This is a genomic window from Roseibium sp. M-1, from assembly GCF_054515675.1.
Genome location: NZ_CM137257.1, coordinates 4916383 through 4934202, shown reverse-complemented (window position 1 = coordinate 4934202; position 17820 = coordinate 4916383). Strand labels below are relative to the sequence as shown.

13 protein-coding genes are annotated in these 17820 nt (G+C 61.8%); 5 read left to right on the top strand and 8 right to left on the bottom strand.

What is annotated here, in order from left to right; genetic code table 11:
• Positions 1–5: 5 nt before the first annotated feature.
• The 3 genes from ACX3M4_RS22415 to ACX3M4_RS22405 all read right to left on the bottom strand — a co-directional run bounded on the left by ACX3M4_RS22415 (position 6) and on the right by ACX3M4_RS22405 (position 2081).
• Positions 6–791: an HvfC/BufC N-terminal domain-containing protein gene (locus tag ACX3M4_RS22415; RefSeq protein WP_459355187.1), complete on the bottom strand. Its 786-nt coding sequence runs from the start codon at positions 789–791 to the stop codon at positions 6–8.
• A gap of 1 nt (position 792) precedes the next feature.
• Positions 793–1689 carry an MNIO family bufferin maturase gene (gene bufB, locus ACX3M4_RS22410; protein WP_459355186.1) on the bottom strand — a complete coding sequence of 299 codons (897 nt, stop codon included), beginning with the start codon at positions 1687–1689 and terminating at the stop codon, positions 793–795.
• A gap of 92 nt (positions 1690–1781) precedes the next feature.
• Positions 1782–2081, bottom strand: coding sequence for a BufA1 family periplasmic bufferin-type metallophore (locus ACX3M4_RS22405; RefSeq protein WP_459355185.1), 300 nt, complete (start codon positions 2079–2081; stop codon positions 1782–1784).
• Between the two features lie 592 nt (positions 2082–2673).
• Here ACX3M4_RS22405 and gltB point away from each other — a divergent pair.
• Positions 2674–7404, top strand: a complete 4731-nt coding sequence (gene gltB, locus ACX3M4_RS22400) for a glutamate synthase large subunit (RefSeq protein ID WP_459355184.1) — start codon at positions 2674–2676, stop codon at positions 7402–7404.
• Between the two features lie 91 nt (positions 7405–7495).
• Positions 7496–8926, top strand: a complete 1431-nt coding sequence (locus ACX3M4_RS22395) for a glutamate synthase subunit beta (RefSeq protein WP_459355183.1) — start codon at positions 7496–7498, stop codon at positions 8924–8926.
• 81 nt (positions 8927–9007) lie between these two features.
• On the opposite strand, the gene ACX3M4_RS22390 is transcribed toward ACX3M4_RS22395, so the two are convergent.
• The 3 genes from ACX3M4_RS22390 to ACX3M4_RS22380 form a co-directional block, all read right to left on the bottom strand.
• Positions 9008–10243 (bottom strand): SGNH/GDSL hydrolase family protein, encoded by a 1236-nt coding sequence (locus tag ACX3M4_RS22390; protein ID WP_459355182.1) that lies wholly within the window; start codon positions 10241–10243, stop codon positions 9008–9010.
• Positions 10244–10337: 94 nt separating this feature from the next.
• Positions 10338–11609 carry a lytic murein transglycosylase gene (locus tag ACX3M4_RS22385; RefSeq protein WP_459355181.1) on the bottom strand — a complete coding sequence of 424 codons (1272 nt, stop codon included), beginning with the start codon at positions 11607–11609 and terminating at the stop codon, positions 10338–10340.
• A 74-nt stretch (positions 11610–11683) separates the two neighbouring features.
• Entirely contained in the window at positions 11684–13147 is a 1464-nt protein-coding gene (locus ACX3M4_RS22380; RefSeq protein ID WP_459355180.1) for an outer membrane beta-barrel protein, read from the bottom strand.
• A 200-nt stretch (positions 13148–13347) separates the two neighbouring features.
• Between ACX3M4_RS22380 and ACX3M4_RS22375 the strand changes: the two genes are divergently transcribed.
• The 3 genes from ACX3M4_RS22375 (at position 13348) to ACX3M4_RS22365 (ending at position 16179) form a co-directional block, all read left to right on the top strand.
• The gene (locus tag ACX3M4_RS22375) at positions 13348–14361 is read left to right on the top strand and encodes a KpsF/GutQ family sugar-phosphate isomerase (RefSeq protein WP_459355179.1); all 1014 of its coding nucleotides are present in this window, start codon (positions 13348–13350) and stop codon (positions 14359–14361) included.
• A gap of 177 nt (positions 14362–14538) precedes the next feature.
• Positions 14539–15306, top strand: a complete 768-nt coding sequence (locus ACX3M4_RS22370) for a motility protein A (RefSeq protein WP_459355178.1) — start codon at positions 14539–14541, stop codon at positions 15304–15306.
• Between the two features lie 21 nt (positions 15307–15327).
• Complete coding sequence (locus ACX3M4_RS22365; protein ID WP_459355177.1) at positions 15328–16179, top strand: flagellar motor protein MotB; 852 nt, start codon at positions 15328–15330, stop codon at positions 16177–16179.
• Between the two features lie 118 nt (positions 16180–16297).
• On the opposite strand, the gene ACX3M4_RS22360 is transcribed toward ACX3M4_RS22365, so the two are convergent.
• Entirely contained in the window at positions 16298–16753 is a 456-nt protein-coding gene (locus ACX3M4_RS22360) for an NfeD family protein (RefSeq protein WP_459355176.1), read from the bottom strand.
• Positions 16750–17733, bottom strand: coding sequence for an SPFH domain-containing protein (locus tag ACX3M4_RS22355; RefSeq protein WP_459359490.1), 984 nt, complete (start codon positions 17731–17733; stop codon positions 16750–16752). Before ACX3M4_RS22355 ends, ACX3M4_RS22360 begins: the two co-directional genes overlap by 4 nt.
• Positions 17734–17820: the final 87 nt, after the last annotated feature.

Here is a 17820-nt window from a genome sequence, read left to right as displayed (position 1 = left end):
CAGGATTATCGGTCACATCGAAGACCGGAAAAAGCACCATTTGACAGACAGTCCGACAGACAATCGGACAGATTGAACTCTTTGCAGGCTTCCAGCGCCAGCCCGGCCGCCTCGCCGAGGCTTGCACCGCGCATCAGCGCCTCCAGGAAGATATCTCCGCCCGGCCCGAGCAGAAGAACATTCACCTCAAGATCCGGACGTGAAACCAGAACCGGCTGAGGACAGTCCGGATTGAGACCCTCGTCCGGTTCCGGTTCGAACCGGTTGAGACGTACGAGATCCCAGATGGCCCAGTTTGACGGAACGATCCGGGCTGCCGGATGCATCTCGAACCGGATGTCGCCGACCGCCTCCGGCGCGATGGCAGCAAGCGCCGCCGGATCGAGCGGCGCGGCATCGGCCGCGTGATAGGCTTGCAGCCAGGCCCATTCCAGCCGTGCCACATCTGCCAGATAAGGATAGGCTTTCAACGGCGGAAAGGTCTCGATGAAATCTGCAAAGCCACCGCCATACCAGAGCAGCACCGGCGTTTCCGGCGGATGTTCCAGCACGAAGGCGCGGGCCAGCGCCCGGAAATATTCCTCGCCAAGCAGAGCCCCGATCGCCGGAAAGGACTGGGCCAGGGCATCGCAGAGGCTGACGATCACGTTGTTGCGGTAGACGTTGAAGCGCTTGGGCGCCGCTTGCCCGTCGGGACCTGTTACGCCGGCCGGCGTATCGGCTTCCGGATTGAGCAGCGCCCGGCCGAAGTCGGCGGCAGTAAGCGTCTCGTTGGATGCCAGCCCGCGCATCTCACCCTGCCTTTTTCAGACCGGCGGACGGAGCTTCGGCGAGGATCTGTTCGGCTTCCCGGGCCTGGGCAAGCAACACGGGCCAATCGGGAACCTCATTGTCCCATTCGATCAAGGTGGGCAGAGCACCAAAGCCACGGATGACGCTTTCATAGAGCTGCCAGACTGCAGCGTCGACCGCGCGGTCATGGGCATCTATCAGGAGCAGCCTGCCTTCGTCGTCCAGGTCCGGTGCGTGACCGCCGAGATGAATTTCCCCGACCGCCTCCATCGGGAAGTCAGCGAGATAGTCTTCGGCCGAACGGGCGTGATTGGTGCAGGAGACATAGACATTGTTGACGTCGAGCAGCAGGCCGCAGCCGGTCCGCCGGGTGATTTCACGCAGGAAATCCAGCTCGCTCATGGTGCTCTGCGCAAAGGCGACATAGGTCGACGGGTTTTCCAGGAGCATCCGCCGGCCGACGGTTTCCTGAACCTCGTCGATATGGTCGCAGACCCGTTCCAGCGTTGGCCGGTCATAAGGAACCGGCAGCAGATCGTTGTAATAGGTGGTGTCGTGGCTTGACCACGCCAGGTGTTCGGAAAAAAGACCCGGCTCATAGCGCCTGTCCAGTTGAGACAGCCGCTCCAGATGGGCCTTGTCCAGCGGCCCCTCCCCGCCGATCGAGAGGCCGACGCCATGCAGGGATAGCGGATAGCGATCCCGGATCGCTTCCAGCTGCCGATGGGGCGGGCCGCCCGCGCCCATATAATTCTCGGCATGGACTTCAAAGAAACCGATATCCGCCGACGTTTCCAGAATGGCGGCGACATGGTCCGCCTTCAGCCCGGCTCCGGCGCGGGCGGGGATGGCCGCGTCGACGCGTGTCCGGGTCTGGCTGCTAGGGTCGGACGGCATGAAGGGCTCCGGTTGGCGACGGATGTGACAGGCAGGCGACTGTGCGCCTGCCCGCGCAAATTGCCGCAGTCGCGGCGAAGAAGGTTCCTGGATCAGGCCTTCGGCAGATCGCGGTCCAGTTCGGTCAGCGACCCCTTGCGGCCGTCGGGCAGTTCCATGGAAACGCAGGTGCCCTTGGGAACAAGTGTCCAGGCGTTGCCCTGATAGTCGACGGTGGAGGTCCCGGCGCAGGTCGTGCCTTCACCGGCTTTGCAGTCGTTCTGGCCTTTCAGGGACACGCCGTAGCACTTTTCCTTGGCCTGGGCCTGGGCGGGAAGGGTGGAAGACAGTCCGGCAAGGGCGGTTGCCACCGCACCTGCGACAATGGCTGCAGACATGACCTTATGCGTCATCTCGATCTCCTCTGGTCGATCCAAATCCTGTTCAATCCGGTGCCTGCGCTGGCAGCGCGGATGCCTTTTGTAGATGACCTTACCGGCGATAAATAGGAAATCAAACGCCTGTGACCGTTTTGTCAGCAATTGCACAAACTTTAACAAACGCAAGATTCTTACGAAAAACCAGCCCGTTTCGACCTTTCCGGACGATTGGATGTTTTCGCGCGAAACAATTATAATAAGGCGACGCAGAAACACTCTTGCTCGCGGCTGCGAAATCTGTCATGGTCGCGCCGCTTGGAATAGGACAGGTATGCTGTCCCAATTAACGCCAACCTCCCGGACGAGGGAGACAGAAGCGGCAAGCAGGCCGACCGCCAGACGGATCCGGGGAGGATCCGCGACGAAGCGGGACGGATCGACACGGCAGCGGAGTGTCCGCTGCGTCAATGCGGCGGTTTCAATTGATGGCCGACGCGGTTAATACAACAACAGAGCCGGGGCCAAAAGCCAGGGTTCGCCGAGCCGTATTCTTGATGGAATGCGACCCGAACGGAACCCGACGCTCCCAGCCACGGCTGCACTGGGGTTTACAGTGAGGGCGCAAATGACGAAGAGAGAGCTGACGACCAGCACAGCCATGCAAGCCGGGGACGCAGGTGTGAAAACCACTGCGACCACCACTCTTGCGGAGCGACTGCGCACGGCCGCCGAGAAAGGGCTCTACAATCCGTCGCGCGAACACGATGCCTGTGGTGTGGGCTTCATCGCCCAGATGAAGGGCGTGAAATCCCACAAGATCATTTCCGACGGTCTGCAGGTTCTGGAAAACCTCACCCATCGCGGCGCCGTAGGTGCCGACCCGCTGATGGGCGACGGCGCCGGCATGCTGGTGCAGATCCCGCATGCCTTCTTTGCCGAGGAAATGGCCAAGGCCGGAACGCCGCTCCCGGAAGCAGGCGACTATGGCGTCGGCTTCCTCTTCTTGCCGCGGGACGCCGAGCTGCGCGCCAAGTGCGAAAAGATCATCGAGCGCGTCATTGAAGAGGAAGGCAAGGAACTGATCGGCTGGCGCGACGTGCCCGTCGACAACTCCTCTCTCTCCAAGGCGCCGGACATCGCCGCCACCGAGCCGGTCTCCCGCCAGGTCTTCATCAAGAAAACCGGTGGCGACGCCGATTCCTTCGAACGCCGGCTCTATGTGCTGCGCAAAGTCATTTCCAACCGCGTGCGTGCCGAAACCGACGCGGTGACGAAGGGCTTTTATATCGTTTCAATTTCCAGCCGGACGATCGTCTACAAGGGCATGTTCCTCGCCTATCAGCTTGGCGCCTACTATTCCGATCTGAAGGACGAGCGCTTTACGTCTGCGTTGGCGCTTGTGCACCAGCGCTTTTCCACCAACACCTTCCCGTCCTGGGAACTGTCCCATCCCTACCGGATGGTTGCCCATAACGGCGAGATCAACACGCTGCGCGGCAACGTCAACTGGATGGCGGCACGTCAGGCCTCCGTCTCGTCCGCCAAGCTCGGCGACGACATCTCCAAGCTCTGGCCGATCTCCTATGAAGGCCAGTCGGACACGGCCTGTTTCGACAACGCGCTCGAGTTCCTGGTCATGGGCGGCTATTCGCTTGCCCATGCGGCGATGATGCTGATCCCGGAAGCCTGGGCCGGCAATCCGCTGATGGACGACAACCGCCGCGCCTTCTACGAATACCACGCCGCCATCATGGAGCCGTGGGACGGCCCGGCCGCTGTCGCCTTCACCGACGGCCGCCAGATCGGCGCGACGCTGGACCGCAACGGCCTGCGTCCGGCCCGCTACATCGTTACCGACGACGACTTCGTCATCATGTCCTCGGAAGTCGGCGTGCTGCCGGTGGAAGAAGAGCGCATCGTCCAGAAATGGCGCCTGCAGCCGGGCAAGATGCTGCTGATCGACCTGGAAGAAGGTCGTATCGTCTCCGACGACGAGATCAAGCGGCAGCTTTCGACCGCCAACCCCTACAAGGACTGGCTGCACCGCTCCCAGATCGTCCTGGAAGACCTTCCGGGCGTGCGCCAGCGCGCACCGGTTGCCGGCGAGAGCCTGCTCGATCGCCAGCAGGCTTTCGGCTACACCCAGGAAGACATCAAGCTTCTGATGACGCCGATGGCGACCGTCGGCCAGGAAGCCATCGGCTCCATGGGCACGGACACGCCGATCTCGGCACTCTCCGACAAATCGAAACTGCTTTACACCTATTTCAAGCAGAACTTCGCCCAGGTCACCAACCCGCCGATCGACCCGATCCGCGAGGAGCTGGTGATGAGCCTTGTCTCCTTCATCGGCCCGCGCCCGAACATCTTCGACCTGGAGGGCCTGTCGACCTCCAAGCGTCTGGAAGTGCGCCAGCCGATCCTCACCAACGAGGACCTGGAGAAGATCCGTGCCATCGGCGACATCGCCGACAACCAGTTCTCCGCCAAGACGCTGGACATCACCTATAATTCCGAAAAGGGTGCCGTCGGCATGGAAGGCGCCCTGGACGAGCTGTGCGAACGCGCCGAAAAGGCCGTTCTCGACGGCTACAACATCATTATCCTGTCCGACCGTCTGATCAGCCGCTCGCGGATCGCGATCCCGGCTCTGCTGGCAACGGCCGCCGTGCATCATCACCTGATCCGCAAGGGCCTCCGGACGTCGGTCGGCCTTGTCGTTGAAACAGGCGAAGCCCGCGAAGTGCATCATTTCTGCGTGCTGGCCGGTTATGGCGCGGAAGCAATCAACCCCTATCTCGCCTTCGAGACGCTGCTTTCCATGCATATGGAAATGGACTTCCCGGAAGAGGTTGATCAGGACGAAGTCGTCTACCGCTACATCAAGTCGATCGACAAGGGCATCCTCAAGGTCATGTCCAAGATGGGCATCTCGACCTACCAGTCCTATTGCGGCGCGCAGATCTTCGACGCGGTTGGCCTCGCCTCGGGCTTCGTCAAGAAGTACTTCTTCGGCACCGCCACCATGATCGAGGGCATCGGCCTGTCGCAGGTGTCTGAGGAAACGGTTCAGCGCCACGAGGAAGCCTTCGGCGACGTCGCCATCCTGCGCCGGTCGCTCGAGGTCGGCGGCGAATACGCCTACCGTACCCGCGGCGAAAGCCACACCTGGACGCCGGACTCGGTCGCCCTGCTGCAGCACGCCGTGCGCTCTAAGCTGCCGGACACCTACCGCGAATTTGCCCGGGAAGTGAATGAAAAGAGCGGTCGTTACGCGATCCGCGGCCTCTTCCGCATCAAGGCGGCAGAGGAAGTCGGCCGTGCGCCGATCGATCTCGACGCCGTGGAGTCTGCCGAAGCCATCGTCAAGCGCTTCGTCACCGGCGCCATGTCCTTCGGCTCCATCTCCCGCGAGGCGCACACCACGCTGGCGATCGCGATGAACCAGATCGGCGGCAAGTCGAACACCGGTGAAGGCGGCGAAGAGCCGGAGCGCTTCAACCCGCTCCCGGACGGCTCCCGGAATCCGCAGCGTTCGGCCATCAAGCAGGTCGCTTCAGGCCGTTTCGGCGTGACCACGGAATACCTGGTCAACTCCGACATGATCCAGATCAAGGTCGCGCAGGGTGCGAAGCCCGGCGAAGGCGGCCAGCTGCCGGGCCACAAGGTGGACGCGGTGATCGCCAAGGTGCGTCATTCGACCCCGGGCGTCGGCCTGATCTCGCCGCCGCCGCACCACGACATCTATTCCATCGAGGATCTGGCGCAGCTCATCTACGACCTGAAGAACGTCAATCCGGAAGCCGACATCTCCGTCAAGCTGGTGTCGGAAGTCGGCGTCGGCACGGTTGCGGCCGGCGTTGCCAAGGCGCGCGCCGACCACATCACCATTTCCGGTTATGATGGCGGCACCGGCGCTTCGCCGCTGACCTCGATCAAGCATGCGGGCAGCCCCTGGGAAATCGGCCTTGCCGAAACCCAGCAGACTCTCGTGCTGAACGGCCTGCGTTCGCGCATCGCCCTTCAGGTCGACGGCGGCATCCGCACCGGCCGGGACGTCATCGTCGGCGCTCTGCTCGGCGCGGACGAATTCGGCTTCTCCACCGCGCCGCTGATCGCGGCCGGCTGCCTGATGATGCGCAAGTGCCACCTCAACACCTGCCCGGTCGGCATCGCCACCCAGGATCCGGTCCTGCGCAAGCGCTTCAAGGGCACGCCGGAGCACGTCATCAACTACTTCTTCTTCGTCGCCGAGGAAGTGCGTGAACTGATGGCAGCCCTCGGCTTTGCCAAGCTGGAGGACATGATCGGCCGCACAGATATCCTCGACAAGAACGAGGCTATCGAGCACTGGAAGGCCAAGGGCCTCGACTTCTCGAGGATCTTCTTCCAGCCGGACGCGGCGCCCGAGGAAACCCGCTGGACCACGCGTCAGGATCACCCGATCGTCGACATTCTCGACCGCCGCCTGATCGCCGCCGCCAAGCCGGCGCTGGAGCACAAGGAACCGACGATCGTCGACGAGACCATCTGCTCGGTCGACCGCTCGGTCGGGGCCATGCTCTCCGGCGAGATCGCCAAGCGCTACGGCAACAAGGGCCTGAAACACGCCGACACCCTGAAGATCAACCTGAAGGGCACTGCCGGCCAGGCCTTCGGCGCCTTCGTCGCCCGTGGTGTCACCATCGATCTCGTGGGCGATGCCAACGACTATGTCGGCAAGGGTCTTGCCGGCGGCAAGCTGATCGTGCGCCCGCCGGAAAACACCCGCATCGTGGCCGAGAACTCCATCATCGTCGGCAACACCGTGCTTTACGGAGCGACCGAGGGCGAATGCTACTTCCGCGGTGTGGCCGGGGAACGCTTCGCCGTCCGTAACTCCGGCGCCATCGCCGTCGTTGAGGGCGTCGGCGATCACGGCTGCGAATACATGACCGGCGGCGTCGTCGTCGTCATCGGGCAGACAGGGCGCAACTTCGCGGCCGGCATGTCCGGCGGCATCGCCTATGTGCTCGACGAAGACGGCACCTTCGGCTCGCGCTGTAACCTTGCCATGGTCGACATCGAACCGGTTTCGGAAGAAGACGACCTTCTGGAAAAGCTGCACCACCATGGCGGCGACATCGAGCACAAGGGCCGTGTGGACCTTTCCTGCGACATGACCCGCCACGATGACGAGCGGCTGCGCCAGATGCTGACCAAGCATGTGGAGTATACCGGCTCGGCCAAGGCCAGGGCGATCCTTGACAACTGGGCGGCCTACCGGCCGAAATTCGTCAAGGTGATGCCGGTCGAATACCGCCGGGCGCTGCGCGAAATGGAAGAACAGCGCCTTGGAATGATCGCCGCCGAATAATCCGGCACCTGACACGAACCGGCTCTCGGCCGCCAAAAGCGGCCGATTGCAGCCGACTGGACAAGACGCACAGAGATTTGAGGAGGTCACCTTGGGCAAGGTAACCGGTTTTATGGAAATCGATCGTCAGGAACAGAAGTATCAGCCTGCTTCTGACCGCATCCGCCATTTCCGCGAATTCACCATTCCCCTGAACGACCAGGAAGTCGCCAACCAGGCGGCACGCTGCATGGATTGCGGCATCCCGTTCTGCCACGGTCCGACCGGCTGCCCGGTCAACAACCAGATCCCGGACTGGAACGACCTCGTCTATCAGGGCGACTGGGACTACGCGCTGAAGAACCTGCATTCCACCAACAACTTCCCGGAATTCACCGGCCGCATCTGTCCGGCGCCTTGCGAGGAAGCCTGCACGCTCAACCTGGAAGACATCCCGGTCAACATCAAGAGCGTCGAGCAGGCGATTGCCGACAAGGGCTGGGAACAGGGCTGGATCGTTCCGGAACCGTCTGCTACCAAGACCGGCAAGGCCGTTGCCATCATCGGTTCCGGCCCCGCAGGCATGGCGGCTGCCCAGCAGCTCGCTCGCGCCGGCCACACGGTGCACGTCTATGAGCGCGAGCCCAAGGCCGGCGGCCTGCTGCGCTACGGCATTCCCGACTTCAAGATGGAAAAGCACTATATCGACAAGCGCGTGAAGCAGATGGAAGCCGAAGGCGTCACCTTCCATTACGGCGTCAATGTCGGCGTTACCGTTTCCCTGGAAGAACTCGCCGAGCGCCATGACGCGGTCATCCTGTGCGCAGGTGCTGAACGACCGCGGGATCCGGGTGTCACCGGCATGGAAATGGAAGGCTGCCATTGGGCGATGCCGTACCTCGTCCAGCAGAACCGCCGTGTCGGCGGTGAGCCGGAAGGCAATGAAGCGCCGATCTGGGCCGGCGGCAAACATGTCGTTGTCATCGGCGGCGGCGACACCGCCTCCGACTGCGTCGGCACCGCTTTCCGCCAGGGGGCGCTCTCCGTTACCCAGCTCGACATCCGGCCGATCCCGCCGCTGAAGGAAGACAAGCTGCATGTCTGGCCCTACTGGCCGACGAAATTTCGCACCTCGTCCTCCCAGGCTGAAGGTGCCGAGCGCGAATTTTCCGCCGCCACCCTCGGCCTCGTTGGCGAGGACGGCAAGGTCATTGGCGTCAAATGCGCCCGCGTCGATGAAAAGCGCCGCCCGATCGAAGGCACCGAATTCATCCTGCGCGCCGACCTGGTGCTGGCCGCCATCGGCTTCTCCGGCCCGCTGCTCGACACCTATGTGGCCGAAGCCGGCGACAAGCTGGAACTGGACGGCCGCACCAACGTGAAGGCCAACACCGAAGATTACAGAACCAGCATGGACAAGGTCTTTGCCGCGGGCGACGTGCGCAAGGGCCAGTCGCTGGTGGTCTGGGCCATCCGCGAGGGCCGCCAGGCCGCCCGTTCGGTCGATGAATTCCTGACCGGAACCACCGACCTGCCGCGGTAAGATCGACCAATTCACGAAAACAAAAACGAAAACGCCGGCATCCGCCGGCGTTTTTTGTGGCCCGTCAGTTCAAGACACCCGTCAGTTCAAGTCCTCCGCTGACGGCTGAACGGTTACCGAGATCCGGTTTTGGGTCGGAACCCGGGTAATTTCAGGGAATGAACCTCGCAGCTCAGGCCCGGGTGGAGCGACCGTTTCCTCGATGTCGGATACGGAAACAACGACAGGCTGCGCCTCGGCCTCGGGCTGACGCGGATCGTCGACGCGCCCGGGGATCGGCGGCAGCGGTTCGCCGTTGACGAAGAAGCGGTAGGTGCGGCTGAGCGGGTTGATCGCCTCGTCCTCCTCGCCGCCGAGCAGCAGCGCTTCCGGAGACGTCGTGCGGCCCGTCAGCACGATGAAATTCGGATCGTCGTCGACGCCCTCGAAGGCCAGGCCGCCATAACCGCCCAGCACCCGCGACAGTTCCCTTTCAACGAAGAACGCCACCTTGCGATAGCCCGCCCAGGTGAAATCGATGCGGTCGTTCGTACGCAGACGCGTGTTCTTGCCGTCCACATCCGGCCCGAAGGAGGAATAGCTGCCGTCTTCGGCCAGGAAAATGTCCCAGATGTCGACATAGCGCACGCGCCGGTCTTCAGAACCGCTCTGGAAGATCGAATTCAACTGCGTGAAATCCGCATTCACCAGCTCCTCGTTGGTCGGCGGCAACCCCACCCAGACAAGCGGTTTCTTTTCCTGCCGCACCACCCGCACCAGTGCCTCAACCTTGGCTCTGTAGGTCTCCAGCCATTCCGCGGTCATGAACTCCTTCGGCGGGTCACCGGGAAAGGTCTTGCCAAGGTCCTGCCGGCCGATCATGACCACGACCGCCTTCACATCGGCACCGCGGATCTTGGCCAGAACCTGCGTCGTCCAGTCGGGCGGGTTCTCGCCGGTAAAGCCGGCTCTATCGTCGGTGATGGGCTCGACCCTGACCTGCGGCTTTTCCGCGAGCGTGAACTTGAGCCCGTCCGACACGCCGCGGGCCATGCGGTCGCCGACCACGAGGATCAGGCCGGCATTCGGGTCTTTCGGCAGGATTTCGAAATTCGGAGCTGCACCGGTCGGCCGCGCAACCCGCGGCTTTTGCGTCTGTTGCTGCGGTTTGTCGCGCCGCTCGCCGCCTCCGAAAAGGCGCTGCAGCGGCGCAAAAGGATTGAAGCCTTTGAAGGGGTTCTGCGCGACAATGATTTCCTTCGCCGGCAGATCCTGCGCCTGCGCCGCAATGCCGCCGGCCACGAGCCCGAGTGCGAAGACAACGGCAAGCGGCAGCATTGCAAGCGGCGTTCTAAAGGCTTGTTTTTGCCGGTTTCGGAAAATCACTCTCGGCTCCTGTCGGGCGCCTGGATGCGCCGGCCCAGCCCCCAGTTTAACCGTCGAGCTTCAGCCGGGCCAGCAAAACCACCGACGCGTAGCCGTCCGGGATCAATCCGCGCGAACTCTGATAGGCGCGGATGCCGCGCAGGGTCGCCGGGCCGATCTTGCCGTCCGCCGTTCCGACGGTGAACCCGCGCTGGTTCAAGAGCGCCTGCAGTTCGGCCGTTTCCGAACGGTTGAGCGGCAGGTGTTCGCGCGACCAGTCGCCATCGAGAGGACCGCCGCCGATGATCCGGTCGGCGAGATGACCGACGGCAAGAGCGTAGGCGGTGGCATTGTTGTAGCGCTTGATGACGTAGAAATTCTTCAGCATCAGGAAGGCCGGACCGCTCGCGCCTGCGGGCAGAACTAGAATGGCATTGTCCGAGGCACGCGGGAAATCGCGGCCGTTGGTTCGCTTGAGGCCCTGCCGGCTCCATTCGCCAAGGGTCAACGTCTTGTCGCCGTCGGCCATATGAAAGTCGAAGCCCCGCGGCAGCGTGACCTCGTAGCCCCAGGTCTTGCCGGTCTGCCAGCCGTGCTTTTGCAGGTAGGCAGCCGTGGACGCCAGAGCGTCGGGAATGGAAGTCCAGATGTCACGGCGCCCGTCGCCATCATAATCGGCGGCATAGGCCTTCCAGCTGGTGGGCATGAACTGGGTATGACCCATGGCCCCCGCCCATGACCCTTCCATATCCTGAAAACGCACGTGACCCGCCTGAACGATGCCAAGCGCGGTGATGAGTTCCTTTTCCCAGAATTCCGTCCGGCGCGGCGCTGCATAGGCAAGCGTTGCCAGTGCCTGGATAACGTTGTGCCGGCCCATGAAGCCGCCGTAGTTGGTTTCCATGCCCCAGATCGCCAGCACCGCCTCGCGGTCGACACCGTAACGGGCTTCGATATTGGCCAGGACCGTCGCGTATTCCGTCAGGAATTTCCGGCCCTTCTCGACCCGGTCATTCGAGACGGCGCTGTCCAGATAGTCCCAGATCGGTTTGACGAATTCGGATTGCTTGCTCATCAGCCGCAGGGTGTCGTCGTCCGGCTGCATGCCGGTGAAGACGGAATTATAGGTCTGCGCGGAAATTCCGGCCGCTTGCGCCTTGGGCCAGAAGCCGGAAACAAAGCGGTTGAAGCCGTTGTCTGCGGCCGCAGGCAGCGTTGCCGTCATGAGGCTGCCGGCCGTAATTGCCGATGCCAGCAGGCAGCGGGCCAGATTTTTCACGCGTCCGGAAAAGGGTGGTAACATCTTCACATTCGCAGCCAGCTGCGCAAGGCTTCGCATCAGGGCCTCCTTGATGCCCGTGTCCGTGTTTCTACCCCCGCCCCATGAATGGTGTTGATTTGGTTACCGTACCGTTAATGCCGGAAACGAAGTCCGGCTTCAACCGCGTTTTCCGTATAGTCGCTGCCGTCCTGGGAACTGTCAAAGCGCCGATGGGTGTAATCGGTCGTCAGGGCGATGTTTTTCGTCAGCGCGAAAGTGAGCCCGCCGAAGCCGGTCAGGGTCCTCTCCTCGATGGAAACGCCTTCATAGGTGCGGTAGCTGTAGCCGACACCGGTTTCGGCGACCAGACGGTCGGAGAAGGCGTGGGCCAGGCGAAGATCGCCGGAATAGATGATCGAACCGCTGGCGTTGTCGATGTCGGTCGCTTCGAAGCTGGTCCCGAGACCGGCGGTAACCGTGGTCAGGCGGCTCGGCGACCAGACCAGGGACGCATCGACGACAAGACCAGAGAGATCCTCCAGGCGGCTGTCCTCGATATTTTCGATCCGCCAGCCCGCACCAAGCTCTCCGGTGACCTTCGGTCCCGAGGCAATGGTGACGCCGCCCTTGACCTGATAACCGTTGGCGTTGCGTTTCTCGCAAAGCGCATCACTGCAGGTATCGTCATAACGCCTGAGCAGCAAAGAGCCTTCGACGAACGGTGACAGGATGCTGCCCGTATTGCCGTCCAGCCTGAGGCTGGCGGAATAGAGCGTGTTGTCACGGCCGCTTTCCGAGACCGTTTCGGAGGAATAAAGGTTGTGATCCGCACCGACGGATGCGGTTGCAGCAAGAATGCCGACCCGCCGAGTGGCGCTCACGTTGCCGGAAAGCAGCTGGTTTGTGTCGGTCGAGCCGGAAGATTCCGCACTGCCGTCATCTTCCTGGCTGTAGGTGTAGGAGACACTGGTGGTGACCTGGGTTGCCTCGCTGATGTCCAGCCGCAGATTGCCGGCCGCAAAGACGTCGCCTTCGTTGTCGTCCGTATCTCCCGGGTAGCCGGTGTAGGATCCTCTGAAGGCAAGGTCCAACTCATGCCTGGACCAGTCGGACGTCAGCGACAGGTCCGGCGAAAGACGGTAGAACGAACCGGCGCTTCCGCTTGACGACTGGGAGCGGTTGTCCGTGTAGCCGGATGTCGCCGTGAGCTGGGGCGTAAACGTGAACGAACCGAGCCGGATGCCTTCCGCAGCATCGAAGGTGGTGTCGCCGGCGAAAACACTGTCGTCGATTGCGCTGTCGCCGAGCGGCACGGCCCTGTCGACGGCGGCAATTCTGTCGGCGAAGGGACGCACCGGCGTTACCCTTCCGGCAGTTCCCAGCCCCGAAGACCCGGTCTCGGCCGTTGCGGAATTCAGCGATGGCCTCAAGGAAAAAACATTTGATTGTGCCGGATTTTGTTCCGCCGGAGCGGCTGCGGCGTCAACGGCCGTCTCCGAATCGCTTGCACCGAGCGGCGCATCCGAACCGCGCAGATCGGACAGCGTGGTTTGCGCGGCCGCGGGAACGGCCTGCACCAAGGCAAAGCAGAGGATCGGGAGCAGGAAACTGCGCATGGAGTCCGGGACCAGTCGACGTCGTGTTCAGGTCCAAACTGACGAAGGATGGTTAATGCTTCGTTTCTTTTTGCAAAATGACAAGTTACACAAAGTGACTGCAGGACCAGCCATATAATGCATTTAAAAGATCACGGCTTCTTGATCCTTACCGGAGACTGGCATAGAGCTAGGCGGTCAAACACAAAAAAGTATTAAGTATGACCAGTCTGTTGCGCGACCCCGTTTCCGATGAGACCCATGATATGGCAACCCAGTGTCTCGTCTCCGCCGAACGGACCCTTGAAACGGAAATCGCTGGCCTCAGCGCAGTGCGGACCGCACTGAAAAATGGCTTGGCCGCTCCGTTTCAGCAAACATGCGAACTCATTCAGAAGAGCCCGGGCCGTGTGATTGTCACCGGCATCGGCAAGAGCGGCCACATCGGCACCAAGATCGCCGCCAGCCTTGCCTCCACCGGCACACCCGCCTTTTTCGTTCATGCCAGTGAAGCCAGTCATGGCGATCTCGGCATGATCACCGAGAACGATGTCGTCATCGCCCTGTCCTGGTCCGGCGAGACCCAGGAACTGGCCGGCATCGTCTCCTATACCCGCCGCTTCAAGGTCAAACTCGTCGCGATCACCTCGCGCAAGGACAGCACCCTTGGCCGCGCCGCCGATGTCGTCATGGCTTTGCCGGCAGTGACCGAAGCCTGCCCGCACGGATTGGCTCCGACGACTTCCGCCCTGATCCAGCTGGCAATCGGCGACGCACTTGCCGTGGCGCTTCTGGAAGGGCGCGGGTTCACCGCTCAGGATTTCCGTGTCTTTCATCCCGGCGGCCGCCTTGGTGCCAGCCTGAAGACCGCAAAGGACATCATGCACTCGGGTGACCGTTTGCCGCTCGTTTCGGCCAACACACCGATGAGCGAAGGCATCGTCCTGATGACCCAGCGCGGCTTCGGCGTCCTTGGCGTCACCGACGAATTGCGTCAGCTGATCGGCATCATCACCGACGGTGACCTTCGCCGCCACGTATCCTCCAATCTGCTGGAGAAGACCGCAGGCGAAATCATGACCCGTTCACCCAAGAGCATCACACCGGAAACGCTCTCCGCGACGATCCTGGAACTGGTGAACAGTCTTTCGATTACATCCGTATTCGTGATCGAGGACGGCCGGCCGGTCGGCATCGTCCACCTGCACGACTTGCTTCGCATCGGCGCTGCTTGAGTCATTTCCCGGCTGTAAATCCGGCGCCCTGCCCTATTGCAGGGCGTTGCGCGATGCCAAAAATGTTCTTTCCTGCACCCTGATGGCCATCCATTAGGATTTGATTAGCCATAACCCTCTTACACTGCCCCAAAGTTTTCCCGGCTTGAAAGCCGCAAACCCTGGTGTGTGTACAGAATGGATCTGGCGACATTAATCGGCATTGTGGGCGCCTTCGGCATCGTCCTGGCCGCTATTTTTCTGGGCGGCAGCTTCACGCAGTTCGTCGACGTCCCGTCGGTCCTGATCGTGTTCGGCGGCGGCTTTGCAGCCACGCTCATTCGTTTTCAGCTTTCCGACATCATCGCCGCCTTCGTGACCGGATCCAAAGTCGCACTTGCCGGCAAGAGCGCCAGCCCACGCGACCTGATCACGGAAATCACCAACCTTGGCGAAATCGTCCGCAAATCCGGTCCCCTGGGCCTTGAGAACGTCGATGTTTCCGATCCCGTTCTCGCCAAGGGCGTCCAGTACATTGCAGATGGCTACGAGCTGGAATTCATCAAGGAATCGATGGAGCGCGAACGCGACCTGCAACTGTCCCGGCTCTCGGAAGGCAGACGCGTCTTCAAGGCTCTCGGCGATTCCGCACCGGCCTTCGGCATGATCGGGACGCTGGTCGGCCTGGTGCAGATGCTGGCCAACATGGACGATCCGGCCGCCATCGGTCCGTCGATGGCCGTCGCCCTTCTGACGACGCTTTACGGCGCACTCATTTCCAACTGTCTGTGTCTGCCGCTTTGCGACAAGCTGGACGCGAAATTCGATGTCGACGATCTCAACCAGACCCTGATCATCGACGGGGTTTGCCAGATCCGCGAATCCAAGAGCCCGGCCTTGATCAAGGAAATGCTGATCGCCTATCTGCCGGACAAGCTGAAGGCTGAATTGGCGGACGCGGCTTAAGACAGGTTACGGAACCGGGACATGGCGAGAAAAAAACCACAAAACAGTGGGGCTCCGGAATGGCTGGTGACATTCGCCGACCTGATGTCCCTGCTTGTGTGTTTCTTCGTTCTGATCATCTCCTTCTCCATTCAGGACAAGGAAAAGCTGCAGGTCGTCGCCGGTTCGATGCGCGAGGCCTTCGGCGTCAAGGACACGTCGCGCAAGACCGGGATTATCGAGGTCGAGGGGATTCCGATCCGCGACTACATGAAGGACATCAGCCAGGTCGATCAGGAACTGGATTCCGACTTTTCCCAGGAGCGCCACGAGAAGCGGCGCAAGCAGGGACCGGAGGCCAATACGCATGACACCCTGGAAGCCGATATCGAAAAGCCCCGCCAGTTCGCGACAGCTGCCGCCTCTCTCCGGCAAGCCTGGCAGGAAATGCCGGAAATCACGGAAATCTCCAGCAACATCATCCTTGAAGAGACCGAGGATGGGCTCAACATCATGCTGGTCGACCAGGATGGCCGCTCGATGTTCCGCGAGGGCTCGAAATATCCATATGAGACGACCCGCCGTCTGATCGCCAAAATGGCACCCGTTCTGGCCCAGATGCCGAACCGCATCGAGATCACCGGCCACACCACGGCGGGACGCCAGTCGATCGATCCGAGCTATACGGGATGGGATCTTTCCAGCGAGCGCGCCAACACCGCCCGTCAGATCCTTGCCGAATACGGCGTTCCGGAGAACCAGTTCTTTGCGGTGGTCGGCAAGGCCGATACCGAGCCGCTTTTCCCGAACGATCCCTATCTTGCCGCCAACCGGCGCGTCGGCATCCTCCTGAAGGCGGAAGAACCGCCGTTGCCCCTCGGCCATAAGCCCTGAGGCAAGCGAAGGCGCCGGCTCTTCCGGACAACATGCAAAAGGCCAGCAGTGTCGCTGCTGGCCTTCTTGTTTTCCCGGAACCCTGTGCTCCGGCAGGTCTACGACGGCTTGCCGGCACTCACCCGGCCCGGGAGACCACCAGCCGGGCACCGTCGATGGCATCGACCCGAACCTTGGTTCCGGCCGGCAGATCCGGCCCGGTGATGCGCCAGATCGTATCGTCAATGGACAGGTTCCCGGCGCCTTCGTTCAAGGGCGCGGCGAGCGTGAACTCACGGCCGATATAGCGGCTGCCACGCTGGTTCAGGCCCGGGTCGCCCTTTTCCGATGCCAGGCGCAGCATCATCCGCCGGCCGATCAACAGGCTGACCAGCGACAGCACCAGGAAGACGGCGACATCAACCTGCCAGGCGAAATCGAAGACCAGCGACATGACGCCGACGACCAGAGCGGAAAGTCCGAACCACAGAAAGATCGTCCCCGGCGCCAGGATCTCCAGACCCAGAAGAATGAGGCCCAGGACAAACCAGCTCCAGGGTCCGAGGGCCGCAACGGTGCTCTCGATCAGGCTCACAGATCGCCTCCCTCATTCGTCCGCGTATTGGGGATCCGTGAGGACGGCTGGCTATTGCTGCGCTTGTCGTCGCCGAAAGCTTCCTTGGCGATCTCTCCGATACCGCTCAGGGCACCGAGCATCGAAGTGGCTTCCATCGGCAGGATCAGCGTTTTCTGATTGCGGGAATTCGCCAGTTCCTTGAAGGCTTCGATGTATTTGTTGGCGACGAAATAGTTGATGGCCTGGACGTCGCCGGCGGCAATCGCGGCACTCACGAGCTGGGTCGCCTTGGCTTCTGCCTCGGCCTCGCGCTCACGTGCTTCCGCGTCGCGGAAGGCGGATTCGCGCCGGCCTTCGGCCTCCAGAATAAGCGACTGCTTCTGGCCTTCCGCCTTCAGGATTTCCGACTGCCGCTTGCCTTCCGCTTCCAGGATATAGGCGCGCTTTTCGCGCTCTGCCTTCATCTGGCGTGCCATGGCGTCCACCAGGTCGCGCGGCGGATTGATGTCCTTGATCTCGATACGGGTGATCTTGATGCCCCAGGGCTCCGCCGCCGCGTCGACAACCCGGAGGATCTGGGCGTTGATCTCGTCGCGGTTGGACAGAAGATTGTCGAGATCCATCGACCCCATGACAGACCGGATATTGGTCATGGTCAGGTTCAAGATGGCGTTCTGCAAGCCGAGGACTTCATAGGCGGCACGGGCGGCATCCAGCACCTGGTAGAAGGTCACACCGTCCGCGGACACCGTTGCGTTGTCACGGGTGATGACTTCCTGGGTCGGCACGTCCAGGACCTGCTCCATCATGTTCAGCTTGTGGCCGATCTTGTCGACAAAGGGGAGAATGAAATTCAGGCCCGGCGTCAGGGTCTTGCGGTACTTGCCGAACCGTTCGACCGTATAATTGTAGCCCTGCGGAACAGTCTTGACGCCCGCGAAAAAGACCAGAATGACCAGCACCACGAGGCCGATCAGGAAAATGTCAAATCCTGCGATTGGCATGAATATCTCCCGTAATTCTTTTCAAATACTGAGGTCACTATGCGCTGAATTCCTGGGCGGTTCCAGCACCTTTGAGAGGGT